Source organism: Thioalkalivibrio sp. ALE17 (genome assembly GCF_000425605.1).
Lineage (GTDB): Bacteria > Pseudomonadota > Gammaproteobacteria > Ectothiorhodospirales > Ectothiorhodospiraceae > Thioalkalivibrio.
This window is the reverse complement of record NZ_AUDT01000018.1, coordinates 12,393-38,741: the sequence shown is the minus strand read 5'-3', so window position 1 is coordinate 38,741 and position 26,349 is coordinate 12,393. Positions and strand designations below refer to the sequence as shown.

General features: G+C 67.8%; 24 protein-coding genes and 2 riboswitches. Of the genes, 16 read left to right on the top strand and 8 right to left on the bottom strand.

Annotated features, from left to right (window positions below; all coding sequences use genetic code 11):
* Nucleotides 1-450: 450 nt before the first annotated feature.
* Nucleotides 451-552, top strand: a riboswitch (glycine riboswitch).
* 1 nt (nucleotide 553) lies between these two features.
* A riboswitch (glycine riboswitch) is annotated at nucleotides 554-665 on the top strand.
* A gap of 120 nt (nucleotides 666-785) precedes the next feature.
* From gcvT to H609_RS0110140, 8 genes are all read left to right on the top strand, one after another.
* Nucleotides 786-1,886 (top strand): glycine cleavage system aminomethyltransferase GcvT, encoded by a 1,101-nt coding sequence (gene gcvT / locus H609_RS0110175; protein ID WP_018881526.1) that lies wholly within the window; start codon nucleotides 786-788, stop codon nucleotides 1,884-1,886.
* Nucleotides 1,887-1,959: 73 nt separating this feature from the next.
* Entirely contained in the window at nucleotides 1,960-2,352 is a 393-nt protein-coding gene (gene gcvH / locus H609_RS0110170) for a glycine cleavage system protein GcvH (protein WP_018867861.1), read from the top strand.
* Nucleotides 2,353-2,436: 84 nt separating this feature from the next.
* On the top strand, nucleotides 2,437-3,789 hold the full coding sequence (gcvPA, locus tag H609_RS0110165; RefSeq protein ID WP_018867860.1) for an aminomethyl-transferring glycine dehydrogenase subunit GcvPA: 1,353 nt from the start codon (nucleotides 2,437-2,439) through the stop codon (nucleotides 3,787-3,789).
* Nucleotides 3,790-3,848: 59 nt separating this feature from the next.
* Nucleotides 3,849-4,376: a thiol peroxidase gene (gene tpx / locus H609_RS0110160; RefSeq protein WP_018867859.1), complete on the top strand. Its 528-nt coding sequence runs from the start codon at nucleotides 3,849-3,851 to the stop codon at nucleotides 4,374-4,376.
* Between the two features lie 82 nt (nucleotides 4,377-4,458).
* The gene (gene gcvPB / locus H609_RS0110155) at nucleotides 4,459-5,967 is read left to right on the top strand and encodes an aminomethyl-transferring glycine dehydrogenase subunit GcvPB (RefSeq protein ID WP_028484895.1); all 1,509 of its coding nucleotides are present in this window, start codon (nucleotides 4,459-4,461) and stop codon (nucleotides 5,965-5,967) included.
* Between the two features lie 244 nt (nucleotides 5,968-6,211).
* Nucleotides 6,212-8,584: a sensor domain-containing diguanylate cyclase gene (locus H609_RS0110150; RefSeq protein ID WP_028484894.1), complete on the top strand. Its 2,373-nt coding sequence runs from the start codon at nucleotides 6,212-6,214 to the stop codon at nucleotides 8,582-8,584.
* Nucleotides 8,581-12,192 carry a PAS domain S-box protein gene (locus H609_RS0110145; protein WP_051206777.1) on the top strand — a complete coding sequence of 1,204 codons (3,612 nt, stop codon included), beginning with the start codon at nucleotides 8,581-8,583 and terminating at the stop codon, nucleotides 12,190-12,192. Before H609_RS0110150 ends, H609_RS0110145 begins: the two co-directional genes overlap by 4 nt.
* A complete protein-coding gene (locus tag H609_RS0110140; RefSeq protein ID WP_028484892.1) occupies nucleotides 12,182-12,541 on the top strand; it encodes a diacylglycerol kinase in 360 nt (119 codons plus the stop codon). The genes H609_RS0110145 and H609_RS0110140 overlap by 11 nt, the downstream gene beginning before the upstream one ends.
* A 151-nt stretch (nucleotides 12,542-12,692) precedes the next feature.
* Here H609_RS0110140 and znuA read toward each other — a convergent pair whose 3' ends face one another.
* Nucleotides 12,693-13,841 carry a zinc ABC transporter substrate-binding protein ZnuA gene (gene znuA, locus H609_RS0110135; protein ID WP_028484891.1) on the bottom strand — a complete coding sequence of 383 codons (1,149 nt, stop codon included), beginning with the start codon at nucleotides 13,839-13,841 and terminating at the stop codon, nucleotides 12,693-12,695.
* Nucleotides 13,842-13,939: 98 nt separating this feature from the next.
* On the opposite strand from znuA, the gene H609_RS0110130 reads away from it, so the two are divergent.
* Both H609_RS0110130 and znuB read left to right on the top strand, forming a co-directional pair.
* The gene (locus H609_RS0110130) at nucleotides 13,940-14,722 is read left to right on the top strand and encodes an ATP-binding cassette domain-containing protein (protein ID WP_028484890.1); all 783 of its coding nucleotides are present in this window, start codon (nucleotides 13,940-13,942) and stop codon (nucleotides 14,720-14,722) included.
* Nucleotides 14,719-15,540 carry a zinc ABC transporter permease subunit ZnuB gene (gene znuB, locus H609_RS0110125; protein WP_028484889.1) on the top strand — a complete coding sequence of 274 codons (822 nt, stop codon included), beginning with the start codon at nucleotides 14,719-14,721 and terminating at the stop codon, nucleotides 15,538-15,540. The genes H609_RS0110130 and znuB overlap by 4 nt, the downstream gene beginning before the upstream one ends.
* Before the next feature lie 258 nt (nucleotides 15,541-15,798).
* Here znuB and H609_RS0110120 read toward each other — a convergent pair whose 3' ends face one another.
* The 5 genes from H609_RS0110120 to lgt are packed head-to-tail and all read right to left on the bottom strand — an operon-like array spanning nucleotide 15,799 to nucleotide 18,417.
* Nucleotides 15,799-16,293 (bottom strand): dihydrofolate reductase, encoded by a 495-nt coding sequence (locus tag H609_RS0110120; RefSeq protein ID WP_028484888.1) that lies wholly within the window; start codon nucleotides 16,291-16,293, stop codon nucleotides 15,799-15,801.
* 26 nt (nucleotides 16,294-16,319) lie between these two features.
* On the bottom strand, nucleotides 16,320-16,535 hold the full coding sequence (locus H609_RS0110115) for a type II toxin-antitoxin system HicB family antitoxin (protein WP_018867850.1): 216 nt from the start codon (nucleotides 16,533-16,535) through the stop codon (nucleotides 16,320-16,322).
* Nucleotides 16,535-16,741: a type II toxin-antitoxin system HicA family toxin gene (locus H609_RS13970; protein WP_018867849.1), complete on the bottom strand. Its 207-nt coding sequence runs from the start codon at nucleotides 16,739-16,741 to the stop codon at nucleotides 16,535-16,537. The genes H609_RS0110115 and H609_RS13970 overlap by 1 nt, the downstream gene beginning before the upstream one ends.
* 40 nt (nucleotides 16,742-16,781) lie before the next feature.
* Nucleotides 16,782-17,600 (bottom strand): thymidylate synthase, encoded by an 819-nt coding sequence (locus tag H609_RS0110110; protein WP_028484887.1) that lies wholly within the window; start codon nucleotides 17,598-17,600, stop codon nucleotides 16,782-16,784.
* A 1-nt stretch (nucleotide 17,601) separates the two neighbouring features.
* A complete protein-coding gene (gene lgt / locus H609_RS0110105) occupies nucleotides 17,602-18,417 on the bottom strand; it encodes a prolipoprotein diacylglyceryl transferase (protein ID WP_028484886.1) in 816 nt (271 codons plus the stop codon).
* Between the two features lie 101 nt (nucleotides 18,418-18,518).
* Here lgt and H609_RS0110100 point away from each other — a divergent pair, with 101 nt between their 5' ends.
* The 6 genes from H609_RS0110100 to H609_RS0110075 all read left to right on the top strand — a co-directional run bounded on the left by H609_RS0110100 (nucleotide 18,519) and on the right by H609_RS0110075 (nucleotide 24,606).
* Nucleotides 18,519-20,552 carry a thioredoxin domain-containing protein gene (locus H609_RS0110100; protein ID WP_028484885.1) on the top strand — a complete coding sequence of 678 codons (2,034 nt, stop codon included), beginning with the start codon at nucleotides 18,519-18,521 and terminating at the stop codon, nucleotides 20,550-20,552.
* A 152-nt stretch (nucleotides 20,553-20,704) separates the two neighbouring features.
* The gene (locus tag H609_RS0110095) at nucleotides 20,705-21,118 is read left to right on the top strand and encodes a rhodanese-like domain-containing protein (RefSeq protein ID WP_018867845.1); all 414 of its coding nucleotides are present in this window, start codon (nucleotides 20,705-20,707) and stop codon (nucleotides 21,116-21,118) included.
* A gap of 157 nt (nucleotides 21,119-21,275) precedes the next feature.
* The gene (locus H609_RS0110090) at nucleotides 21,276-22,091 is read left to right on the top strand and encodes a GNAT family N-acetyltransferase (protein WP_018867844.1); all 816 of its coding nucleotides are present in this window, start codon (nucleotides 21,276-21,278) and stop codon (nucleotides 22,089-22,091) included.
* A gap of 4 nt (nucleotides 22,092-22,095) precedes the next feature.
* A complete protein-coding gene (locus H609_RS0110085) occupies nucleotides 22,096-22,839 on the top strand; it encodes a 1-acyl-sn-glycerol-3-phosphate acyltransferase (RefSeq protein ID WP_018867843.1) in 744 nt (247 codons plus the stop codon).
* Nucleotides 22,840-22,865: 26 nt separating this feature from the next.
* A complete protein-coding gene (locus H609_RS0110080) occupies nucleotides 22,866-24,101 on the top strand; it encodes a glycosyltransferase family 1 protein (protein ID WP_028484884.1) in 1,236 nt (411 codons plus the stop codon).
* Nucleotides 24,076-24,606, top strand: a complete 531-nt coding sequence (locus H609_RS0110075; protein ID WP_028484883.1) for a phosphatase PAP2 family protein — start codon at nucleotides 24,076-24,078, stop codon at nucleotides 24,604-24,606. Before H609_RS0110080 ends, H609_RS0110075 begins: the two co-directional genes overlap by 26 nt.
* Before the next feature lie 147 nt (nucleotides 24,607-24,753).
* On the opposite strand, the gene H609_RS0110070 is transcribed toward H609_RS0110075, so the two are convergent.
* Both H609_RS0110070 and H609_RS0110065 read right to left on the bottom strand, forming a co-directional pair.
* Nucleotides 24,754-25,083, bottom strand: a complete 330-nt coding sequence (locus H609_RS0110070) for a hypothetical protein (RefSeq protein ID WP_018867840.1) — start codon at nucleotides 25,081-25,083, stop codon at nucleotides 24,754-24,756.
* Between the two features lie 75 nt (nucleotides 25,084-25,158).
* Nucleotides 25,159-26,343 (bottom strand): alanine--glyoxylate aminotransferase family protein, encoded by a 1,185-nt coding sequence (locus H609_RS0110065; protein WP_026280250.1) that lies wholly within the window; start codon nucleotides 26,341-26,343, stop codon nucleotides 25,159-25,161.
* Between the last annotated feature and the right edge of the window lie 6 nt (nucleotides 26,344-26,349).

Genomic DNA, 26,349 nt, shown 5'->3' with positions numbered 1-26,349 from the left:
GACCCCGGCCTGCGCGGCGTCGCCGCGTAAGCCTACAAAAACGGAGAAGCGAACGCGTTATTACGTACCCAACCCTCGATTGCGCAAGCGATTGAGCATGATGGCAACGGGAGCGATCCCGGTGGGGGCCAGTCCGATCATTGCGAAGCACCTCGAGTGCGTGACCTCGCTGGGACCCTCCACCCGCGGAATCCATCCGGGACCGTGGCGAATGAAAGCCGCACACGCAGTCCGAATGTACGGGAGCAATCGTCGCCCCGAAACCATCACTCAAACGCTTGGCAAACCGGGGGCGTCCATGTACGCAATGACGGTGCCCCGGTTGCGCGAAGGGGGCGCGGGTCGAGCGGTTGCTCCGGGCCGGAAAGTCGCCGCCGGGCGTCCGGGCTTTCGCGCCGGAGATATTTTGGTCTACAATTAGTTTCGTCTGCGGGTGCCCGACAATGCCCGCACACCGTTCTGGAAGAGATCTGCGATCGCGAGTCGATTGGCAGACGCCGAAGGCGCAACATCCGCCCGGAATCGCTCAGGCTACAGGACCGGAACGGTGCAGGAGACACACTCTGGAGAGCGGCCGGAAACGGCCCACCGAAGGGGGCGGTCACGCAGTCCGGAAACGGATTGACGCGACGCAAACTCTCAGGTTTCAGGACAGAGGGGCGGCTGGCAGATAATCCCTGCTGGCCGCCCCTTTTTTTATGCCCGGCGCACGGCGACCGGGCCTCGCGGTTCCACCGGCGGCTGCCGGCGAATCGACCACGAAACGGACGCAAGGCGAGAATCAGATGACGACGTTGAAGACAACTCCGCTCCATGCCGCGCATCAGCGCGCGGGGGCCAAGCTGGTCGATTTCGCCGGCTGGGAGATGCCGCTGCACTACGGCTCCCAGATGGAGGAGCACAAGCACGTGCGCCAATCCGCAGGGATGTTCGACGTCTCGCACATGCAGGTCGTGGATATCCATGGCCCGCAGGCGCAGGCCTTCCTGCGCTACCTGCTGGCGAACGACGTGGCCAAGCTCAAGACCGAGGGCCGCGCGCTGTACAGCTGCATGCTGAACGAGGCCGGAGGGGTGATCGATGACCTGATCATCTACTGGACCGGGGGCGCCAGTTACCGCGCGGTGGTCAATGCCGCTACCGCCGAGGGCGATATCGCCCACATGCAGAAGGTCGCGAAGGATTTCGATGTGAACGTCGAGCCGCGCCCGGAGTTCGCGCTGATCGCGATCCAGGGCCCGCAGGCGGTGGAGAAGACCCTGCCGCTGCTGCCGGATGACCTGCGTAGTGCCGGGGATCTCAAGCCGTTCTCCGCGGTCTGGAATGACACTTGGTTCGTCGCCCGCACCGGCTACACCGGCGAGGACGGTTTCGAGGTGATGCTGCCGGCCGAGGCCGCCGACGGTTTCTGGGAGAAGCTGAAGGCCGCCGGCGTGCACCCCATCGGTCTCGGCGCGCGCGACACCCTGCGCCTGGAGGCCGGCATGAATCTCTACGGCACGGACATGGACGACCAGACCAATCCGCTGACCGCGAACCTTGGCTGGACCATCGCGCTTAAGGATGCCGAACGCGATTTCATCGGCCGCGCGCCGATCGAGCGGTCGAAGGCCGAGGGCGTGCCGGAACGCATGGTCGGGCTGGTGCTGGACGGGCGCGGGGTGCTGCGTGGCGGCACCCGCATCGAGACCGAGGCCGGCGACGGCGTGGTCACCTCCGGCAGCTTTTCGCCCAGCCTCGGGGTGTCGGTCGCCTTCGCGCGGATCCCGGCCGGGGTCGAGGCCGAGGAGCTGCACGCGGACATCCGCGGCCGCAAGCTGCCGGTGCGCGTGGTGAAGCCGGTGTTCGTCCGCAATGGCGAGCCGCAGATCGAACTGAATCGCTAACGAATTATTGCCTCATGCCGCGTGTGCCGGACTACACTGCGCAGGCGGGATCCAAACGAAAAAGGAAGACGTCATGAGCGAAGCACCGAAGGACCTGAAGTACACCAAGAGCCACGAGTGGGTGCGCAGCGAGGCCGATGGCAGCGTGACCGTGGGCATCACCGATCACGCGCAGGAACTGCTGGGCGATCTGGTGTTCGTCGAGGCCCCGGAAGCGGGCAGCAGCATCGAGGCGGGTTCGGCCTGTGCCACCGTGGAATCGGTCAAGGCCGCCTCGGATATCTATGCGCCGATCTCCGGCGAGGTGACCGAGGTGAACGAGGACCTGGCGGACAGCCCCGAGAAGGTCAACGAGTCCCCCTTCGAGGACGGCTGGCTGTTCAAGGTGAAGCCCTCCGATGCCGGTGAGCTGGACGCCCTGATGGACGCGGATGCCTATGCCGCGCACGTCGAGGCCGAATCCTGAGCGTAGCTGTGCATCATCGGTCCCGGCCGCGTCCGGCCGGGACCCAACCGAAGTTCGCCGCAATCGGCGAAAGCGAGACCTGACATGCCGTTTATCCCGCATACCGAAGAAGACATCCGCGCCATGCTCGACCGCATCGGTGCCGAATCCGTCGAGGACCTGTTCGACGAGATCCCCGCCGATCTGCGTTCGCCGCCGCTCACGGGGATCCCCGAGGGCGAGAACGAGATGGGGATCACCCGCCTGATGCAGGAGCGGGCGGCGAAGGACGGCATGCCATCGAATTTCATCGGGGCCGGTGCCTACGAGCACCATATCCCGGCCGCCGTGTGGCAGATCGCCACCCGTGGCGAGTTCTACAGCGCCTACACGCCGTACCAGGCGGAGGCCAGCCAGGGCACGCTGCAGCTGATCTACGAATACCAGACCATGATCAGCCGCCTGACCGGTATGGAGGTCTCCAACGCCTCCCTCTATGACGGCGCCTCCGCCCTGGCCGAGGCCGTGCTGATGGCGGTGCGCGTGAACCGCCGCTCCAAGGCCAAGCGCGTGCTGCTGCCGGGCGCGCTGCACCCGGACTACCGCAAGGTGGTCAGGACGCTGATTGGCAACCAGGGCATCGAGCTGGTGGAGCTGCCGTTCGACGAGACCACCGGCCAGACCCCGGTGGACGCCCTGGCGCCGTATGCCGACGAGGACGTCACCGCCATGGTGATCAGCCAGCCGAATTTCTTCGGCATCCTCGAGGACGTGGACGCCCTGACCGGCTGGGCCGAGGAGCGCGGCATCCCTGTGATCGCCGTGGTGAACCCGGTCTCGCTGGCGCTGCTGAAGCCGCCGGGCGAGTGGGGCACCAACGGCGTCGACATCGTGGTCGGCGAGGGCCAGCCACTGGGGGCGCCGCTGTCCTCCGGCGGGCCGTACTTCGGCTTCATGACCACCCTGAAGAAGCACATCCGGCAGATGCCGGGGCGGATCGTCGGCCGCGCCGAGGATGCCGACGGCAAGCCCGGCTTCGTGCTGACCCTGCAGGCGCGCGAGCAGCATATCCGCCGCTCCAAGGCGACCTCGAACATCTGCACCAACCAGGGCCTGGTGGTGACGGCCGCGACCATCCACATGTCCATGCTGGGTGACGAGGGTCTGACCCGCGTGGCCGAGGCCTGCTATGCCAACACCCACGCACTGGTGGAAAAGCTGGCGGCCAAGGGCATCAAGCCGCGTTTTACCGGCGAATATTTCCACGAAGTCGCGCTGGACTTCGGCGGCAATGCCGCCAGCCGCGTGCAGACCATGGCCGACGCCGGCGTGCTCGCGGGCTTCGAGCTGGGCCGCGACTACGCGCAGCTGGATGGCTGCGTGCTGGCCTGCGCCACCGAGACCAAGACCGAATCCGACCTCGAGCAGTACGTGACCACGTGGGAGCAGGCCGCCTGAGGCGGTTCGATTCCCCGTAACGACACCACGCGCCATACACACAACGCCGGGAGGCAACCATGGCCGAAATCAAGCTGCAAGGTAACCCGATCAACACCAACGGCGACCTGCCGCATGTGGGCTCGCCGGCCCCGGACTTCAAGCTGACCAACAAGGATCTGCAGGATGTCTCGCTGGCGGACTTCGGCGACAAGCGCAAGCTGATCTCCATCGTGCCCAGCCTGGACACGCCGGTCTGCGCCGATTCCACCAAGAAGTTCAACGAGATGGTGGCCAGCCGTCCGGATCTCGAGATCCTGATCGTCTCCGCCGATCTGCCGTTCGCGATGAGCCGCTTCTGCGCCGCCGAGAACCTCGAGCGGGTGACCGTGCTGTCGATGATGCGCGATCGCAACTTCGCCAAGGACTACGGCGTGCTGATCCAGGACGGCCCGCTGGCCGGGATCACCGCCCGCGGCGTGGTCGTGCTGGATACCGACAATCTGGTGATGCACGCCGAGCTGGTCTCCGAGATCGGCGACGAGCCGGACTACGACGCCGCGTTCGCGGCCCTGGATGACCGGGCCAACCTGAGCCCGACCCAGTAACCGGCGCGGAGAGCCACCGCGCCGCCGGTGGCCGGGCCCGTGCCCGGTCGCCGTCACCCGAATATGCAAGCGAGAAACCGCTATGAGCACCACAGACGCCTATCTGATCTTCGAACGTTCCCGCGCCGGTCGCTCGGCCGTCGCCCAGGCGCCGCGCGAGCATGCCGCGACCCGTATCCCCGCGAACCTGCAGCGCAAGTCCGCGCCGGGTCTGCCGGCTGCCTCGGAACTGGACGTGGTGCGGCATTACACGCGGTTGTCGCAGAAGAACTTCTCCATCGACACCGAGTTCTACCCGCTGGGCTCGTGCACGATGAAGTACAACCCGCGCGCCTGTAACAGCCTGGCGATGCTGCCCGGATTCCTGAACCGGCATCCGCACGCCCCGGCCAGCCACAGCCAGGGCTTCCTGCAGACCATGTTCGAGCTGCAGGAGATGCTGAAGGAAGTGACCGGCATGAAGGACGTGTCGCTGGCGCCGATGGCGGGTGCCCAGGGCGAGTACACCGGCGTGGCCATGATCCGCGCCTACCACGACGCCCGCGGCGATACCGAACGCCGCGAGATCATCGTCCCGGACGCCGCGCACGGCACCAACCCGGCGACTGCGATCATGTGCGGCTACGAGGTGCGCGAGATCCCCACCGACGAGACCGGCGACGTGGATATCGAGGCCCTGAAGGCCGCGGTGGGCCCGCAGACGGCCGGGATCATGCTGACCAATCCGTCCACCGTGGGCGTGTTCGAGCGGCGGATCTCCGAGATCGCGAAGATCGTCCATGACGCCGGCGGCCTGCTGTACTACGACGGCGCGAACCTGAACGCGATCCTTGGCAAGGTGCGCCCGGGGGACATGGGCTTCGACGTGATCCACATGAACCTGCACAAGACCTTCTCCACGCCGCATGGCGGGGGTGGTCCGGGTTCCGGTGCCGTGGGCGTCTCCGAGCGCCTGCTGCCGTTCATGCCGATCCCGCACGTGATCGAAGCGGAGCAGGGCGGTTACCGTTTTGCCGAGGAGTCCGACCGCCCGCAGAGCATCGGCCGCCTGTCCGCGTTTGCCGGTAATGCCGGCGTGCTGCTGCGCGCCTATGTGTACATGCGCATGCTGGGCCGCGAGGGCATGGTGCGGGTCTCCGAGTTTTCTACCCTGAACGCCAACTACCTGGCCCGGGAACTGGCCGCGGCCGGTTTCGATCTGGCCTATCCCAAGCGCCGCGCCACCCACGAGTTCATCGTCACGCTGAAGAAGCAGGCGAAGGAACGCGGCCTGACCGCGGGCGACGTCGCCAAGCGCCTGCTGGACCACGGTTACCACGCGCCGACGACGTACTTCCCGCTGCTGGTGCCGGAGTGCCTGCTGGTGGAGCCGACCGAGACCGAATCGAAGGAGACGCTGGACGGCTTCGTCGAGGCGATGGCCTGCATCCTGGCCGAGTCGGAGAACGACATGGAGACCATCAAGGCCGCCCCGCACACGCTGCCCAATCGACGTTTCAACGAGGTGGCCGCGGCCAAGGCGCTGGATGTGGTGTTCCAGCCCACCGACGAGGGGGGCGAAAGCGCGCCCCGGACCGGTACTCACGGCTAGGGTCGGATCCACCCCGGGCGCTTCGGCGCCCTGCTCGAGACGCCCCCGCTTGTCGGGGGTGTTCTCGTTTTGTACGGCAGTAATCGCGATTTTGTAGGGGCAAGCAGAAACCAGACTCGGCATCTGGTAGTTTCTGGATTCAGTCTACTCAAGCACTGTCAGGCCCGAGGGCAGCCGGCACCGCGAGCGTGTGTCGATCAAGTCTCCGCCAAGAGAGACCAAGACGGGCAAGGAATGCAATCCAATGAGCGAGATTTGTGCCATCCACGGCTATGCGGCGCTGTTCGAACATGCGCCGGTGGGGCTGGCCGAGATGGATACCGAGGGGCGCATCCTGCGCGCCAATCTCCGCCTTGGGGCCCTGCTGGCTTTTGATCCGGCGGATCTGGCCGGTGCCACGCTGGAAGCGCACGTCTGCCCGGACGACCGCGAGCGGGTGGAGGCTCATCGCCATGCCCTGCTGAATGGCGGGTGCGGCAACGGCAAGGTCGAGGCTCGGCTGCTGGATGCCACCGACCAGGCCCAGTGGGTGGAGTTGACGACCAGCCGCATCCCGACCACCGAGGACAGCCCCGAGGCGCTGCTCGTGGTGGTCAACGATATCGGCACGCGCAAGGCGGCCGAGCAGCGCACCGAGACCCTCCTGCGGGCCAGCCCGGCGGTGATCTATACCATGGATCCGTCGGATCTGGGCACCATGACCTGGCTCAGCCGCAACGTGCAGACGGTGACCGGCTGGAGTCCGGAGCAGATCACGCGCGAGCCGGACTGGCTCCTCACCCATCTCGCCCCCGAGGACTATCGGCGCTGCGCAAGCCAGATCAAACGCTGGTTGGCGGAAGGCGCCCGCGGATTCTGCCGCCTGAACTACCGCCAGCGCATGCCCGGCGGACACTGGCAGTGGCTGGAGGACCAGATCACTGTGATCCGGGATGACCAGGGGGCGGTGGTCGAGCTGATCGGCGCCTTCCAGGACGTGGGCGCCCGGGTGGAAACGGAGCGTCACCTCGAGAAGATCGCGCAGAACCTGCCGGGGGTGATCTATCAGTACCGCCAGTTCCCGGACGGGCATGCGGCGTTCCCGTATGCCAGCGAGGGGATCGTGGATATCTACGGGGTCACGCCCGAGGCGGTGATGCGCGACGCCCGCTGTGTCTTCGAGGTGATCCATCCCGAGGACGTGGATCGGGTGCGGGCGAGCATCGAGGCGTCCATGCGCTGCCTGGCGCCCTGGCGCCAGCGCTACCGGGTGTGTCATCCCGAGCGTGGCGAGATCTGGCTGGAAGGGCATTCCAGCCCCGAGGCCCTGGACGACGGCAGTGTGCTGTGGCACGGCGTGATCCTGGATATCTCCGAGCGAGTGCACGCCGAGGAGGCGCTCCATCTGCGCGAGCGCGAACTGGCCGAGGCCCAGCGGATTGCCCACATCGGCAACTGGGTGTCGGACTTCGTGCGCAACGAGATTCGCTGGTCCGACGAGGTCTTCCGGATCTTCGGCCTGCGTCGCGGCCAGTGGGGCGGGACGCACGAGGCCTTCATGCAGTCCGTCCATCCCGACGATCGCGACCGTATCCAGGCCGAGGTGGATGCGGCGATGGCCGGGGAAGGAACGTTCGATACCATCCATCGCGTGTTGCGCCCCGGCGGCGAGGAACGCGTGGTGCACGAGCGCGGCTACGTCGAATTCGCCGAGGACGGCCGGGCCTTGCGCATGATCGGGACGGTGCAGGACATCACCGAGCGTCACCAGCTGGAGCGCGAGCAGCGCCTGCTGGCGGCGACCTTCGACAGCAGTCAGGCGATCTTCATCACCGACGTCGAGGGGACGATCCAGCGTGTCAACGCCACCTTCACCGAGCTGACCGGCTTCACCGAGGCCGATGCGCTGGGCCGGAACCCCCGGATCATGAACTCCGGCCGCCAGGACCGCAGCTTCTACGAGGAGATGTTTCGGGCCGTGCGCGAGCAGGGGCACTGGTCGGGCGAGGTATGGAACCGGCGCAAGGACGGCCGCGTCTTCCCGCTGCACGAGATCGTGACCGCGATCCGGGATGCCAACGGGGCGATCGAGTACTACGTCGCCATGTTTCACGATATCTCGCGGCAGAAGGAGCTGGAGGCGGCGCTGGAACACCAGGCCTTCTACGATCCGCTGACCGATGCGGCCAATCGCGGCCACTTCGAGGCCCTGCTGGAACAGGAGGCCCGGCGCGCCGATCGCTATGCAGATCCCTGCTCGCTGGTGATGCTGGACCTGGACCATTTCAAGCGGATCAACGACACCCATGGCCATGATGTCGGGGACGAGGTGCTCCGGCGCGTGGTCGCCACCACGAGCGATCGGCTGCGCCAGGCCGATGTGCTGGGTCGCTGGGGCGGGGAGGAGTTCATGGTCCTGCTCCCGAGCACGAAGGCCGAGGCGGCCTGTCGCCTGGCGGAGGACCTGCGGCGCCAGGTGGCCGCGCTGGAGTTGCCCCATGTGGGATCGGTGACCATCAGTCTGGGGGTGGCCCAATGTCGCCCGGGCGAGGCGATCAAGGACTGGATCAAGCGCGCGGACGACGCGATGTACCGGGCCAAGCATTCCGGACGGAATCAGGTGGTGCGACGCGATTGAACGACCATGGACGCCGAGCCGGAGCGGGGGACGCGCGGGCAGAATCCGGGCGTGACGGTCTGTTCGATCGCGCGGCCGTGGGGTTGCTGTATCTGGACGCGAACGGTCGCGTGCGGGCCGCCAACGCGCGCCTGGCGGACTGGCTGGGCTGTGCCGCGGAGGATCTCGAGGGGCAGTCGCTGGCCGAGTGTGTCCCCGAGGACGCGCGCAAGGCCCTGCGCGATGCGCTGGCCCGCGCCGGAGTGGGCGAAGTCACCCTGGACCTGGAGCTTGCGGCCCCGGGTGATCGAGGCGTAGCGCCGATGGCCTGCACGGTCGTGCTGGCGCCCGATCCGGACGGGCGGCTGGCCACGGTGCAGCGCCGGGAGCCGGGCGACTCCGCGGCCCAGGTCTACGAGCAGACCTTTACCGCCAATACCGCGCCGAAGCTGCTGATCGATCCCGAGGACGGTGCCATCGTGGATGCCAACCCCGCCGCGGAGGCCTTTTACGGCTATTCGGTCGCGCGGCTCAAGGCGATGCACATCCACGAGATCAATACGCTGTCGGCGGCCGAGGTACGCGCCGAGATGGCCAGGGCGGCGCGCGAGGAGCGCCGGTTCTTCCGCTTCCGGCACCGCGTCTGCGGTGGCGACGTGCGCGATGTCGAGGTGTATTCGGGTCCGGTGGTGCTGGACGGCCGGCGCTACCTCTACTCGATCATCCACGATGTCTCGGAGACCCGCCGCTACGAACGCGAGCTGGAGTTCTACGGGGTGGCGTTCGGCCGGCTGCCGGTGGGCGTCTACCGCAATACACCGGGGCCGGAGGGCCGCTTCGTGCGGCTCAACCCGGCGATGGTGGAGCTGTTCGAGGCCGCGACCGAGACCGAGCTGCGATCGACGCCGGTCCGCGAGCTCTACCGGGACCCTGCCGAGCGGACGGCGCTCAGTCGCGATCTGGCGGCGTACGGGCGGGTGGTCGGACGCGAGGTGGATCTGAAGACGCTGCGGGGGCGCCCCTTCCGCGCCCGAATTAACGCCTACCGGACCGAGGATGCGGACGGTCAGTGTGTGTTCGACGGGGTGATCGAGGACATCACCGAGCTGCGCGCGGCCGAGGCGTTCCAGACGCGCCTGCTGGCAAGCCTTGCCGAAGGCGTATTCGGGCTGGATCGCTATGGCCGTTACACCTTCCTGAATCCGGCGGCCTGCCGTCTGCTGGGTTTCGAACGGGAGCTGGATGCCCTGGGGCAGGAATCGCATTCGACCAACCATCACGTGCTGGCAGATGGGACGCCCTACCCGCCAGAGGCCTGTCCCATCTACCGCGCCCTCGAGACGGGCAGGCCACTGGAGGCCTGGGATGATCACTTCGTGCGTACCGACGGGAGCCTGTTCCCGGTCAGTGTGTTTGCCGCACCCACATTCGACGTGTCCGGTCGGGTGGACGGCGCCGTGGTCTCGTTCCAGGACCAGACGGCCCGGCGCGAGCGCGAGGCCCACCTGCTGAAGGCGACCGGTCATCTGCCGGGTGCGATCTACCAGTACCGGCTGTATCCGGACGGTCGTCATGAATTCCCGTTTGTCAGCGAGGGTGCGCAGCGGGTGTACGGGGTTTCTCCCGATCTCATCCAGGAGGACGCGGATGCCGCCTTTGCCCGGGTCGATCCAGACGACCTTCCGCGTATCCAGGCGAGCATCGAGGAGTCGGCGCGCACCATGGGCCCCTGGCAGGTCCGTTATCGCGTACGTCATCCACTGCGCGGGACGCTCTGGGTCGAGGGTCGCGCGACCCCGGAGGCACCGCGCCCGGATGGCAGCATCGTCTGGCACGGGGTGATGATCGACATCTCCGAGCAGGTAGCTATGGAGGACGCCCTGCGCGCGCGGGGCGAGGAGCTTGCCGCGGCACAGCGCATCGCGCACATGGGGAGCTGGGTCTGGGACATCGCGGCCGATCGCACACACTGGTCGGACGAGGTCTACCGTCTCTTCAGTCTGCGCAAGGAAGATCAGGAGGCGAACTACGCGGGATTCCTGCAGGCCGTGCACCCGGACGACCGCGATCGCGTGGCCGCGACGGTCGAGGCCTCGCTGGAGAGTGGTGAGTACGACATCCATTTCCGGATCGTGCGCCCCGACGGGCGCGAGCGCGTAGTCCATGCACGCGGATCGACGCAACACGATGCAGGGGGCAAACCCTGTCGCATGATGGGGACCGTGCAGGACGTGACGGAACGCCACGCGTTGGAGGAGAACCTGCGCCGGCTGGTCGGCATCCTGGAGTCCACTCCGGACGTGGTCGCGATGCACGGCCCGGCCGGCAACATGCTGTTCCTGAATGGTGCCGGGCGGCGTCTGTTCGGCCTGCCCCTGTCCTCCGGGGAGCCCTGGGATCCCGAAGGCGGCTGGAACAGCCGCGATCTGCCGGCCGAAACGGGCTCTCTGGAGACCGCGATTCGGCGGTTCCACCCGCCCTGGGCGGCCGACCAGATCCTCCAGGAGGCCGCACCCGTCGCGATGCGGGACGGGGTCTGGGAAGGGGAGACCGCGATACTCGACGCCCAGGGTCGGGAGGTGCCAGTGTCGCAGGTGATTGTCGTACGCCGCGATGGCCACGGGGATGTGCGACAGATCTCCACCATCCTGCGCGACATCTCGCAGCGCAAGGCGGTCGAAGAGGCCCTGCGCGAGAGTGAGCAGCGATTCCGCCAGCTGGCCGGCTCGGTCAACGAGGTCTTCTGGCTCCAGGACGCGGACTCCATCCTGTACGTGAACCCGGCCTACGAGCGGGTCTGGGGCTACAGTCGTGAACATCTGTTGCGCGATCCGGCGGCGATGCTGGAGGCGGTACACCCGGAGGACCGGGCACGGGTGGAATCCGTTTTTCTGGCGCAGCCACTGTGGAATGCCCGGACCGACGAGACTTTCCGGATCCGGCGGCCGGATGGGGAGCAACGCTGGGTGCGCGTCCACCGCTATCCGGTGACGGATCCGGAGGGTCACGTTACCCGAGTCGCGGGCACCGCCGTCGATATCACCGAACTCAAGACCACGCAGATGGAGCTGGAGCGCAATCAGGCTGAATTGGAGCGTCAGGCGTTTTACGACCGTCTGACCGGTGTCGCCAACCGGCGGTACTTCGAAAGCCTGCTGGACCGCGAACTCCGGCGTGCCGAACGCTATGGACAGGCCTTTTCCCTAGTGATGTTCGATCTTGATCATTTCAAGGCCGTCAACGATACCTATGGCCATGCCACCGGGGATGTCGTGTTGCAGGACGTCACCCGGGTGGCGGGCGAGCGCCTGCGCGCTTCGGACGTGCTGGGGCGCTGGGGCGGCGAGGAATTCATGGTCCTGCTGCCGGGGGACGACGCGGAGGCGGGTGCACGGGTCGCCGAATCGATCCGCGCACGCGTGGCCCAATATGCCTTCCCCGAGGTGGGCCGCGTGACCATCAGCCTCGGGGTGGCGGCCTTCACCTTTGGCGAACCGCGCAGTGACCTGTTGCGCCGGGTCGACGAGGCGCTTTACCGGGCAAAGCGCGAGGGTCGCAACCGGGTGGCGATCGCGGACCGGCCGGCAGGTTCGGTCGTCCGGACCGGGGACGAACCCGATGGCGCATAGCGGGCGTCGCGGCCTGAGTCGGGTGTGGCACGCGTTCGGGTATTCCTGGCGCGGGCTGCGCGAGGCATTCCGTCACGAGGCCGCATTTCGCCAGGAGCTGGCGCTGGCGGTCGTACTCCTGCCCCTGGCGATGGTGCTGGGGCAGGATGGCGTCGAACGCGCATTGCTGGCGGGCAGCGTGCTGCTGATCCTGGTGGTGGAACTGCTGAACTCGGCGGTGGAGGCGGCGATCGACCGCTTCGGCGACGGGCATCACCCGTTGTCGGCGCGGGCCAAGGATATTGCCTCGGCCGCCGTGCTGGTCAGCTTCCTGCTGGCGGCACTGGTCTGGGGCCTGGTTCTGCTCTGATCGTCGGGGCATCCGTGCCGCTGGCCTGGCTCATCCCGGCCGTAGCGAAGTGTAGAGCCGGGATCTCTGGCGCAGGAGGTACCACGAGGCGCGAGGCTCCGGGGTCACCGCTGCGCGGTGCCCGGGATGGCGGACGCGGGGCGTGTGGCGATCAGCGAGCGTCCGCCGCCATGCAGTCGGTGAAGCCGTCGGCCAGGCCCTGCATCAGGTCGAACCAGGCATCCGGGCCCGGCTCCAGCTCCGCCCCGATGGGGTCGAGCATGCCGAGGCGGGTGTCCGTACCTTCGACCACGGTCTCGGCGAGGGCCGGGCGGAACTGGGGTTCAGTGAACAGGCAGGTGACATCGCCCTCGGCCAGGCGCGTGCGCAGTTCGGACAGTCGGCGCGCCCCGGGCATGCGCGACGGGTCGACGCTGATGGAGCCGGCCGCGTTCAGGCCGTAGTGCCGCTCGAAGTACTGGTAGGCGTCGTGGAACACCATGAAGCGCTGGTCGCGCACCGGCGCCAGTTGTTCGGCGATCCCGGCATCCAGGTCTTCGATGCGCTGGAGCAGGCGATCCCGGTTGTCGCGGATGGTGGCGGCCTGGTCCGGGTCGTGTTCCGCGAGGCGGTCGGCCAGTTGTTCGACGACGGCCGTCGCCACAGCCGGCGACAGCCACAGATGACTATCGACATCGCCATGCGCATGCCCATGATCGTGGTCATGGCCGCCGTGCCCATGGTCGCCGGATCCGTGTGCATCGGGGGCATGCGTGTCATGGGCGTGTGCGTGGTCCCCGTGTTCGTGGTCAGCGTGGTCGTGTTCATGCCTGTCGAGCGCTTCGTGGTGATCGCCGCGCTCGCCATGCCCGTGGTGGTCGTGAGGCTGATCGTCGTGCGCGTGGTCGCCATGGTCGCCATGGTCGTGATGGCCCTCCCAGACGCCACCGCTGCGCCCCTCCAGAAGGGGCAGGTCCAGGTCGTGCAACAGGCTGATCACGGTCGCGCGGTTGGTCACCCCTTGCAACGAGCGTTCAAGGAAGCCTTCCAGTTCCGGACCGACCCAGACCACGATGTCGGCCTGTTGCAGGCGCCGGGCCTCGGAGGGCCGCATAGCGTAACCGTGCGGCGAGGCACTGGCCGGCACCAGCAGCTCGACCTCGTGTGTGTCCCCCGCCAGCGCCGCAACGAGGCTGTGGACCGGTAGAATCGAGGCGACGATACGCGTGCCTTCGGCCTGGGCCGGTGCAGCGAGTGCCAGCAACAGTGCCAGGGCAGTCAACAGGGCGAGACGATTCGGACGCCGGTCGGCGGGACGCATGGGCGGATTCTCCATCGGGTCTAATAACGTTATAGTATACCAATATGCCTGAAAAAATCCCCTCCCGGGCAGCCGCTCCGGAAAACGATGCCGCCCCGTTGCTGGCGGCCCGCGACGTCTCGCTGGAGCGTTCCGGACGGGTGATCCTCGACCACGTGACGGTGCAGGTGCGCCCGGCCGAGGTGACGGTGGTGATCGGCCCCAATGGCGCCGGCAAGACCTCCCTTCTGCGGGTACTGCTGGGACTGTGGAAGCCGGGGCACGGGCGGGTGCAGCGCCGACGCGGCCTGCGCATCGGCTACATGCCGCAGCGCCTGCAGATCGAGCCGGTGCTGCCGCTGTCGGTGCGGCGTTTCCTGACCCTGCGCCAGCGGGCCCCGGAGACGGTGCTGCGCGAGCGCCTGGAGCGGGTGGGGGTGCCGCATCTGCTGCACAAACCGGTGCAGTCGCTCTCCGGGGGCGAGATGCAGCGGGTACTGCTCGCCCGCGCGCTGCTCAATCGACCGAACCTGCTCGTGCTGGACGAACCGGCTCAGGGGGTGGATATCGTCGGCCAGGGCGAGGTGTTCAAACTGATCGACGATATCCGCCACGAGACGGGTTGCGGGGTGCTGATGGTCTCGCACGACCTGCACCTGGTGATGGCGGGGGCCGATGCCGTGATCTGCCTGAACCAGCATGTGTGCTGTACCGGCCGGCCGGAAGAAGTATCGCGGCACCCGGAATACCAGCGCCTGTTCCCGGAGTCGGACATGCAGGGCATCGGGGTCTACCGGCACGATCACGACCATGTGCATGACGTGGCCGGGGAGGTGCACGAACACCACGCTGGCTGTGCCCATGGCCGGCAGTCCGGCCCCGGCGGAGGCGGGTCCCGATGATGGAAGGGCTGCTTGACGACTTCCTGGTGCGCGCGCTGCTGGCGGGGCTGATGGTGGCGGCTGTCGCCGGGCCGCTGGGGGCCTTCGTGGTCTGGCGGCGCATGGCCTATTTCGGCGATACCGTGTCGCACTCGGCCCTGCTCGGCGTGGCCCTCGGGGTGCTGCTGGGGCTGAATCTGAACCTGATGGTCACGCTGGTGTGTGTGGCCATCGCGATCCTGCTGGTACTGCTGCAGCGGCGCCAGGAGTTGGCCTCGGACACCCTGCTCGGGATCCTCGCGCACAGCGCACTGTCACTGGGGATCGTGGCGGTTACCTTCATCGAGGGCCTGCGGGTGGACCTGATGGCCTACCTGTTCGGCGACATCCTCGCGGTCGGGACCGGGGATCTGCTGTCGATCGCCATTGGCGGCGGCGTGGCCCTGCTGCTGCTGATCGTCCTGTGGCGCCCGCTGTTGGCGCTCACGGTGCACGAGGAGCTGGCACAGGTGGAGGGCGTACCGGTGCTGCTGGTACGGCTGGGCCTGATGCTGCTGATCGCGCTGGTGATCGCCGCGGCGATGCAGGTCGTCGGGGTGTTGCTGATCACCGCGCTGATGATCATCCCGGCCGCCAGTGCAAGGCGCTTCGCCACCACCCCCGAGCAGATGGCGATCCTTGCCGGCATCATCGGCATGCTGGCAGTGGGGGCCGGGCTGTGGGGGTCCTTCCAGTACGACACGCCGACCGGCCCGACCATCGTGGTCGCCGCGATGCTCGGCTTCATCCTGCTGCATCTGCTGCCGGGCCGCCTGATCCCCCATTTCGGCGGCCGCTGAACCCCTTTGTATTCACCACGAAGCACACGAAGGCACGAAGAAAGGCCAGGTCAAAAGCAAAAAGCTTGAACAGGAAGAAAGGAAGTCAGGAAGGATTCTGAAATGGGTCTGTCCCTGCGGTGCGGGCCTGCGCACGCTGGTTAGCCCTGATTCATATCATCCTTCAAATCTTCTCATCTTCCTGTTAACGCCCTTGACCTAGCTTTTCTTCGTGCCTTCGTGTGCTTCGTGGTGAACAAAAAGGGCGCCAGGGAGCGGTCAGCGGCGGCGTTCGAGGCGTTCGAAGGTGAAGGGGCAGGCGTGGCGGTCGTCGGCCTCGTGGTGTTCGGACCAGACGACGTCCCAGTCCGTGGGGTCGATCGCGGGGAAGTACGTATCCCCGGCGTGGCGCTCGTGCACGCGGGTCAGGTGCAGCACGTCGGCGCGTGGCAGGGTCTCCTGGAACAGACCCGCGCCGCCGATCACGAAGGCCGGACCCGCCTCGATGCTGGCCAGGGCCGCGTCCAGATCCGGGTAGACCTCGACGCCGTCGGCGCGCCAGTCCGCCTGGCGGGTCAGGACCAGATTGCGCCGCTTCGGTAGCGGTCGTCCGATGGACTCGAAGGTGCGCCGCCCCATGATCATTGGGTGGCCGTTGGTCACGCGCTTGAAGTGCTGCAGGTCCTTCGGCAAATGCCAGGGAAGGTCGTTGTCGCGCCCGATCACGTGATCCGGATCGAGCGCGACCATCAGGTGGATCTCGGGTTGGCGCATGTAGAGATAGTCCGATCGCGGATGGGTCAGGCGGCGTCGACCTGAATGATTTCGCTCTGGCAGTGCGGCTCGGGAATGGGCTCCCCTTGCTCCCGGAGGCCTTCGAGATGGAACTTGATGGCCTCCCGGATTAGGGTTACGACCTCTTCGCGGCTGGCCGCCGAGGCCATACAGCCGGGCAGATCGGGCGCATATGCACCCCAACCATCCTCGCTTTCCTCGATGATCACGGTGTAGTTCATCATCGCCTCCTCGGGTTTTTGTCCTTGAGACCCGCCTGTTTCAGCGCATTGTTCAGTGTTCCGGGGGGAATATCCAGATCAGGTTTTCCCGCCACGGTTACAAGTCCCGGCTTCGTTGGATGCTTGAATTGGCGGTGGCTGCCTCTTTGTCGAACCTGAACCCATCCATCGCGTTCCAGGCATCTGATCAGTTCCTTGATCTTCATTCGGCTTCCTTGCCGGTATCCATTTGCGAGGGTAGCGGAGTCAGATGGCGATGGGGGCCTTGATCGGGGGGTGAGACTGGTAGTCGCGGACCTCGATGTCGTCGAAGGTGAAGGCGAACAGGTCGGTGACGTCGGAGTTCAGGTGCAGGGTCGGCAGCGGCAGCGGCTCGCGTCCGAGCAGTTCTTCGACCTGGTCCTGGTGGTTGCGGTAGAGATGGGCGTCGCCGAAGGTGTGCACGAATTCGCCCGGCTTCAGGCCGACCACCTGCGCGAGCATGTGGGTCAGCAGCGCGTAACTGGCGATGTTGAACGGCACCCCGAGGAAGACATCGGCGCTGCGCTGATAGAGCTGGCAGGACAGGCGGTCGTCGGCCACGTAGAACTGGAACAGGGTGTGGCAGGGCGCCAGCGCCATGCGCCCGGCCGCCGCGTTGGCCTGCGGCGAGACGGACTCGTCGGGCAGATCGGCCACGTTCCAGGCGCTGATGATGTGGCGCCGGGAGTGCGGTCGGTTCTTCAAGTTGTCGACCAGTTCGGCCAACTGGTCGTGGCCGGCCCAGTTGCGCCACTGGGCGCCGTAGATCGGGCCCAGGTCGCCGTCCTCGGTTGCCCATTCGTCCCAGATGCGGACCTTGTTGTCGCGCAGGTAGCGGATATTGGTGTCGCCGGCGATGAACCACAGCAACTCGTGGATCACCGAGCGCAGGTGAGTGCGCTTGGTGGTTACCAGCGGGAAGCCGTCAGCCAGATCGAACCGCATCTGGTAGCCGAATACCGAGCGCGTGCCGGTACCGGTGCGGTCCGGACGATCCGTGCCATGGTCGCGGATGTGCCGCACCAGATCGAGGTATTGCTGCATCTCAGGAGGCCTCCGGGGCCGGGCGGGCTGCGGGCAGCGGGTTGCGCCGCGACCAGACGATCAGGGCCACGCCGAACAGGATAACCGGCAGGCTCAGGACCTGGCCCATGGTCAGCCAGTCGAAGGCAAGGTAACCGATGTGGGCGTCGGGCACGCGGACGAACTCGACCGCGAAGCGGAAGCCGCCGTAGAGCGTCAGGAACAGCCCGGAGATCAGGCCCGTGCGGCGCGGCTGGCGCGAGACGATCCACAGCACCACGAACAGCACCAGACCCTCGAGAAAGGCCTGGTACAGCTGCGACGGGTGGCGCGGGATGTAGTCCGCGGCCGGGAAGACCATGGCCCAGGGCAGGTCGGTGGGCTTGCCCCACAGTTCGCCGTTGATCCAGTTGCCGATGCGGCCGGCGCCGAGGCCGATCGGGATCAGCGGGGCGATGAAGTCGGTCAGGCGGAAGAACGGCTGGCCGATCTTGCGGGCATACAGCCAGCAGGTGACCAGCACCCCGGCGAGTCCGCCGTGGAAGGCCATGCCACCTTCCCAGATGCGGAACAGGCTCACCGGGTCGGCCAGTGTGGCGTCCAGGTTGTAGAACAGGGCATAGCCGAGCCGTCCGCCGACCACGACCCCGACCACGCCCCAGAACAGCAGGTCGCCGACCTGCCAGGGGTGCAGGGGGTCCCAGTCGCGGGTGCGCGTGCGCCAGACGCCGAGTGCCCAGAAGGCGATGAAGCCGACCAGGTACATCAGGCCATACCAGTACAGGGTCAGCGGGCCGATGGACAGCGCGACCGGGTCGATAAACGGGTGTGTGGGCATGGGCGCTTGCGGATGAAAAACCGGCTGCACATGCTACCCGGCCGGGCGCCGGCATGCACCTGCATGCGGGTCGTCGGATCCACTTTCCAGGAGGTCGCGCGATGAATCGACTGGCCGGGGCCAGCAGCCCTTATCTGTTGCAGCACGCCGACAACCCCGTGGACTGGTACCCCTGGGGCGAGGAGGCGCTGGAACGTGCCCGCCGCGAGGGCAAGCCGATCCTGCTGTCGATCGGCTACTCCGCCTGCCACTGGTGCCATGTGATGGCGCACGAGTCCTTCGAGGACCCGGACACCGCCGCGGTGATGAACGAGCGGTTCGTCAATATCAAGGTGGACCGCGAGGAGCGCCCGGATCTCGACCGCATCTACCAGAACGCGCATATGCTGCTGTCGCAGCGTCCCGGGGGCTGGCCGCTGACCGTCTTCCTGACGCCCGACCAGGTCCCGTTCTTTGCCGGGACGTACTTCCCGAGCACCCCGCGCCACGGCCTGCCGTCGTTCGTGGATCTGATGACGCGGGTTGCCGATTTCCTCGCCGAGCACCCCGACGAGATCCAGCGCCAGAACGAATCGCTGCAGCAGGCGCTGGGTCGGATCTACCGCCCCGCCGGAGGCGCGATCCCGGCGCTCAGTGTCATCGACAAGGGGCGCGCGGAACTGGCGAAGACCTTCGACGAGCAGTTTGGCGGCTTCGGGGATGCCCCCAAGTTTCCGCACCCGGCCTCGCTCGAGTGGCTGGCCTGGCATGCGGCGCGCCATGGCGATGCCGAGGCCGACCGCATGCTGGGGCGCACCCTGGACGCGATGGCCGCGGGTGGCATCTTTGATCAGGCGGGGGGTGGCTTTTGTCGCTACTCGGTGGATGCCCGCTGGATGATTCCGCACTTCGAGAAGATGCTCTACGACAACGGCCCGCTGCTGGGGCTCTATGCCGAGCGCGCGGCCGGCGGCGATCTTCGCGCGCTGCGGGTGGTGGAACAGACGGTCGCCTGGCTGAAACGCGAGATGCGGGACGGCTCCGGGGCCTTCTACTCGAGCCTGGACGCGGACTCCGAGGGCGAGGAGGGACGCTTCTACGTCTGGGATCCGGACACCGTGGAGGCGTTGTTGCCGGAGGACGAATGGGCCGTTACCAGCCGGGTCTGGGGGCTCAATGGCCCGGCCAATTTCGAGGGGCGCTGGCATCTGCACGAGGTCGTGCCGCCGGCGACCGTCGCGGAGGCGCTGGGGATCGACGAGGCGGAGGTGAACCGGCGGCTGGATCAGGCCCGGGAACGTCTGCTGACGGCCCGCGCGGATCGGGTGCGACCGCACCGGGACGAGAAGATCCTCGGCGCCTGGAATGCCCTGATGATTTCCGGACTGGCGCGGGCCGCGCGCGCCCTGGGGCGTCCGGAATGGCTGCACCTGGCACGTGACGCGATGACCGCCGTGCGCGAGCGCCTGTGGCGCGACGGCCGGCTGTACGCCAGCGTGCGCGAGGGGGCCACCGGTGCGATGCCGCGCGCCTATCTCGACGATCACGCCCTGTTGCTGGAGGCCACGCTGGCGTTGCTGGAGACTGAATGGGACAGCGAGCTGCTGGGCTGGGCCGTGACTCTGGCCGATACCCTGCTGGCGGAATTCGAGGACCGCGAGCACGGCGGTTTCTTCTTTACCGCCGGCGATCACGAGGCGCTGATCCAGCGCCCGAAAGTGTATTCCGACGATGCCATGGCCAATGGCAACGGTGTCGCGGCGCAGGCCTTGCAGAAGCTCGGGTTCATGCTGGCCGAGCCACGGTATATCGAGGCGGCCGAGCGCACCCTCGCCAACGCCGGACCGATGATCGAGCAGGCCCCGGTGGGACACATGAGCCTGCTGATGGCGCTGGACATCCACTACCAGCCGCCGGCCCTGGTCGTGCTGCGCGGGGCGGCGGACGAACTTCCCGCGTGGCAGCAGCGCCTGCGGGCGCAGGCTGCTCCGGTATGGGCCCTCGCGATCCCGGCCGATGCCGGCGACCTGCCCGCTGCGCTGGCGGAGAAGGCCGCGCCGGAGACGGGTGTGCGTGCCTATCTCTGCCGCGGGCTGCAATGCGAGGCGCCCGTGACTGACCCTGCGGCGCTGGACAGCGCGTTCTCACAGGGTTGAAACGCCGGGTCACGTACCCACGGTAGAATGCGTCCGGTGGTAGGAGCCTGCTTGCAGGCGAAGCCCCTGCCAAACTCCGACATGGGCAGGGGCTTCGCCTGCAAGCAGGCTCCTACAAAGACATCCAGATCATTGCAAAAGGGAAGATTCGAATGAGCGAGAAGAAGCTGATGGATTTCGTCGCCGAGGCGCGCAAGAACGTGAAGGAGATTGCCCCGGCGGATCTCGCCGAGAAGATGGAAGCGGGCGAGGACTGGCTGGTGGTCGACGTGCGCGAACCCTATGAGTTCGAAAAGATGCACGCGCCGAATTCCATCCTCGTCCCGCGCGGCCTGCTGGAGGGCGCGGCCGACCCCAACACCCCGCACCGCATCGACGCCCTGGTGGAGGCCCGCGAGAAACCGGTGGCCGTGATGTGCGCGACCGGCGGCCGGGCTGCCATGTCCGTGCAGCGGCTGCAGGAGATGGGCTTCACCAACGTGGTGAATATCGCCGGTGGCATCAAGGGCTGGGAAGGCGAGGACCTGCCGGTCGAATCCGGCGCCTACACCGGCAAGCTGCCGTAGCACGGCCTCGCGGGGCGGGGGCTGGTGCCTCCGCCCCCAATGCCACCCTCTGCGGGTGGGCATCCGACGGCGGGTTCACCCGACCGTCATCGTTTCTACACGGGATGGTCAAGCGCGCGGCGTAGTCTCCGGGGCAGTTCAACCGGAGGTCGCCACCATGACCGCACCGCCTCGCTCCCTGTCCGTGTCCTCCACGGATGCCGAAACTGCCTATCGCGTCCATCTGGCTTCCAGCCCCGCGGATCTGGAAGCCGCCCAGCGCCTGCGCCACGAGGTTTTCGCCGGCGAGATGGGCGCAGCGCTGCCGGACACCGCCTCGGGGCTGGATCGAGACCCGCTGGACGCCTTCTGTCATCACCTGCTGGTGCGTGATCGACGTTCGGGCGGTGTGGTGGCCTGCACGCGCATCCTCACCGAAGAGAGTGCGAGCACGGCCGGCGGTTTCTATTCGCTGTCCGAATTCGAACTGGGCCCGCTGATGAATCTGCCCGGGCGCACTCTGGAGGTCGGTCGTACCTGCGTGCGCGCGGACCATCGCCAGGGCGGCGCCATCAACGCACTGTGGACCGGGCTGGCCCGTTTCATGAATGCCCATCGCTACGACTACCTGATGGGCTGCGCCAGCCTGCCCCTGACCGAGCAGACACCGGCCCAGCTGGCCTGGCTGCGCATGTTCCATCGGGCCCCGTCGCGCCTGCGGGTCACCCCGCGCCGACCGCTTCCCAACGCCCTGACCATCTGCCACGGCACGCCCAGCCGCAGCGGTATGCCGCCGCTATTGAAGGCCTACCTGCGCCTGGGCGCGCGGGTCTGCGGCGAGGCCTGTTTCGATCCCGATTTCAATGTGGCCGACGTGCTCGTCTTGCTGGATGTGCGCGCCATGCCGGACCGTTACCATCGGCACTTCCTGGGCGCCGCGGCGCCTGCAAGCCGAGGAACGGAACATGACCGGAACACTGCGGGCACTGGCTAGGCTGATGCGTATCGTGCTGCACATGCTGGCGGGGGTCTGGCTGACCTGGCGGATGGCCCGCCGCGAGGCCGACTTCGAGGAGCGCAGTCGCATCCGCCGGGCCTGGTACGACCGTGCCCTGTGGATCGCGGGGGTGCGTTTCCGGATCCATGGCGAGCCGCCCCGGCGGCCGTCGCTGGTGGTCTCCAACCATGTCTCCTGGCTGGATATCCCGTTGATCGGGGCAGCGCTGGACCCGTGCTTCCTGTCCAAGGCGGAGATCGCGCGCTGGCCGGTCATCGGCTGGCTGGCCCGGCAGCACGACACCCGCTTCATCGAGCGCGGTGCGCACCAGGCCTCCGCCCATGTCGAGGCCATGCGGGCTGGCCTGGACGAGGGCCGCCACTTCGTGGTGTTTCCGGAGGGGACGACCAGCCGGGGCGAGTTCGTGCGCCGTTTCCACCCGCGCCTGTTCGCGGCCGTCACCGGCACTCGGCATCCGGTGCAGCCGGTGGCGCTGGCCTACGAGCGGACGCCCGATGGCGCGGTTCCGGTGTCGTATTCCGGCGGGGATCGCCTGATCCCCAACGTATGGCGCTTGCTGTGCCGCCGCGAGACGCGTGTGGACCTGCATTTTCTGGCGCCGCTGGAAGTCGCGGATCAGGACCGGCGCAGCCTGGCGGACGGTGCCCGTGAGGCCATCGTCCGCGTGCTGGACCTGCCACTGGAACCGCCAGCTGGTCGCGAAAGCGATCGCTCGCCTGCATAGCGCCGGCCGCGGCACGGGGATTCATCATGTGGTCGCAACCGCACATCGAGTCCCCGGGCCCCGGCCGCACACGCCTGCATCTGGCGCTGGTCACCGAGACCTGGCCGCCGGAGGTTAACGGCGTGGCGCATACCCTCGCGCGGCTGGTCGAGGGGATGCGCGAGCGTGGCCACCGGGTGCAGGTCGCCCGCCCGCGCCAGCCGGGCGAGGTGGCGCGCCCCTGCGGGGCGGGCGACGAATCAGGGGCGTGTGACCACCTGCTCGCGGGCCTGCCGCTGCCTGGCTACAGCGGCCTGCGCATGGGTCTCCCGGCGCGCCGCCGGCTGCAGGCCCTGTGGTCGGAGGACCGCCCGGATGCCGTGTATATCGCCACCGAGGGTCCGCTGGGGCATGCGGCCCTGCGCGCGGCGCGGCGCCTCGGGATTCCGGTCGCCTCGGGTTTTCATACCCATTTCGACGGCTATGCCCGCTACTACGGTGTCGGCTGGCTGACCCCGCTGGTGCGCGCTGTCCTGCGCCGTTTCCACAACCGCTGTGACGTGACTCTGGCCCCGACCGGGGCACTGGCGCACACGCTGGCGGCGCAGGGATTCCAGCGCGTGCGGGTGATGGCGCGGGGCGTGGATACCCGGCGTTTCACCCCGGCGCGGCGGTCATCGCGCCTGCGCCAGCAATGGGGTGCGGCGACCGCCACACCGGTCGTGCTGTACGTCGGGCGCCTGGCACCGGAGAAGAATCTGGCCCTGGTGGTGGATGCCTTTCGCGCCATCCAGGCGGCGCGCCCCGACGCGCGCCTGGTGGTGGTCGGCGATGGCCCCTCGCGAACGGAGCTGGAGCGGGCCAATCCGGACGCGATCTTCACCGGCCAGCAGGTGGGCCAGGCCCTGGCACAGCACTACGCCAGCGCCGATCTGTTCCTGTTTCCGTCGACTTCCGAGACCTTCGGCAATGTGGTGATCGAGGCCATGGCGAGCGGGCTCCCGGTGCTGGCCTTCGATTCGGCCGCGGCTCACGAGCATGTGACCAGCGGCGTGAGTGGCGCCCGGGTGCCGCTGACGGGAACGGCGTCCGAGGATGCCGCCGCCTTCGTCGGCGCGGCGGGCGCTCTCGCGCAGGATCCGGAGGCCTGGCGCGAGATGGGCCGTCAGGCGCGAGCGCATGCCCGCGGGCTCGACTGGGTCGAGGTGGTGGCCGAGTTCGAGTCCCAGTGTCTGGGAATCCTCAAGGAGGGTCGCGATGCGCGTCCTGCAATGGATGGATGAGCTGGAGCTGGCGGTCTGCCGGCAGTTCAACCACTACAATCGGCGCCGCGTCGTCAGCGGGTTCTTTGGCGGGGTGAGCCGGCTGGGCGACGGGGTGGCCTGGTATGCGCTGATGCTGGTGCTGCCGTTGCTGCACGGGCCGCAGGCGGCTTGGGTCAGCCTGCAGATGGCGGTGGTGGGGCTGGCGTCGCTGCCGGTGTACAAGTGGCTGAAGCGACTCACCAGCCGGCGGCGGCCCTGCCACCGTGATCGCCCGTTCACGCGGACGGTGGACCCGCTGGACGAATTCAGCTTCCCCTCCGGCCATACCATGCACGCGGTGGGATTCACCGTGGTCCTGGTGGCGTGGTTCCCGGTCTGGGCCTGGCTGGTGGTGCCGTTCGCGGCGCTGGTGGCCGCCTCGCGGCTGGTACTGGCGCTGCACTATCCCAGCGACGTCGCCATGGGCGCGCTGATCGGGGCGTCCATGGCCGGCGCGGTGCTCTGGCTCGCCGGGCTGTTCTAGGGGAACACCTCTCGTCATCCCGGCCGAAGCGCAGCGAAGCGCCGGGATCCCCGCGGCGCGGATGCCCCATCGCCCTGATCGGCCCCGGCGTTGGAGATCCCGGACAACCGCTGCGCGGTTTCCGGGATGACGCCTTAGCGGGCGGGATCAGCCGCGGGAGGCGAGCGCCTCTTCGTTGTAGGCGGCGTCGATGGTGACGATGGTTTTCTCCACCAGGCGGAAGCCCTCCACGGGGGCGTCATCGCCCATGTACTTCAGGCGGGTCGGGCCAATGGCCTTGACCGCCTCGGCGCGTTCCAGGGTGGTGTCCGGGCTGTCGGCGCCGGCCCCGTCCATCAGCGCGACCAGGACCTCGGCCGCGATGGGGTTGCGGTGTTCGCCGCTGCGCGCCTTTTCCAGCGACGCGGCAGGGTCGCCGTCCAGGAACACGCCGTCCATGTGTTCATCCAGGTACTGCAGCAGTTCGCTTAGCGTCATGGTGCGCCTCCCGTTGGGTCTCGCGGGGCCGCCAGCGCGCACGGGCGCGGCGGCGGCCGGTGATCGGTGGGTTCTTCAGCCCTGCTGCGCGTAGGCGGCCCGGGCAGCGGGCATCGCGCGGCCGGGGGTGACGGCCCCCATGTCGGCCAGCACGGCCTCGAGCGCGGACAGGCACAGCAGGACGTTCTTCTCGTTCGCGCCGTAGCCCATCAGGCCGATGCGCCAGACCTTGCCGGCATACGGTCCCAGCCCGGCGCCGATCTCCAGGCCGTAGCGGTTCAGCAGTTCGCTGCGCACCGCGGCCTCGTCCACGCCCTCGGGCACGTGCACCGCATTGAGCTGCGGCAGGCGGTGCTCGGCATCCACCAGGAAGCTCAGGCCCATGGCCTCGAGCCCCGCGCGCAGGGCGTCGTGGTGGCGGCAGTGACGCGACCAGCTGTTCTCCAGGCCTTCCTCGGCAAGGATTACCAGCGATTCGTGCAGGGCGTACAGGGCGTTGATCGGGGCGGTGTGGTGGTAGGCGCGCTTGCCGCCGCCGCCCCAGTACCCCATGACCAGGTTCAGGTCGAGGAACCAGCTCTGGACCTTGTGGCTGCGCGCCTGGATGCGTTCCACCGCGCGCTCGCTGAAGCTGACCGGCGACAGGCCCGGGGTGCAGGACAGGCACTTCTGCGAGCCGGAGTAGATCGCGTCCACGCCCCAGTCATCCACGTACAGCGGGCTGCCGGCGAGGCCGGTGACCGAGTCGACGATGGTCAGGCAGTCGTGTTCGCGCGCCAGCCGGCAGAGGGTCTCGACATCCGAGCGCGCGCCGGTGGAGGTCTCGGCGTGCACGAAGGCCAGGATCTTCGCATCCGGGTTGCCCTTCAGCGCGTCCTCGACCTTCTGCGGGGAGACCGGGGCGCCCCAGTCGTCCTCCACCACCACGGCAGTGGCGCCACAGCGCTCGACGTTTTCCTTCATGCGCGTGCCGAACACGCCGTTGATGCAGACGATCACCTTGTCGCCCGGCTCGACCAGGTTCACGAAGCAGGTCTCCATGCCGGCGGAGCCGGGGGCGGAGACCGGCAGGGTCAGCGCGTTGTTGGTCTGAAAGGCGTACTGCAGCAGGCCTTTCATCTCCTCCATCATGCCGACGAAGACCGGGTCCAGGTGGCCGATGATCGGGCGGCTCATCGCGCTCAGAACACGCGGGTTCACATCGGAGGGGCCGGGGCCCATCAGGGTGCGCTGCGGGGGGAGAAAGGATTTTGCCTGCATGGATGC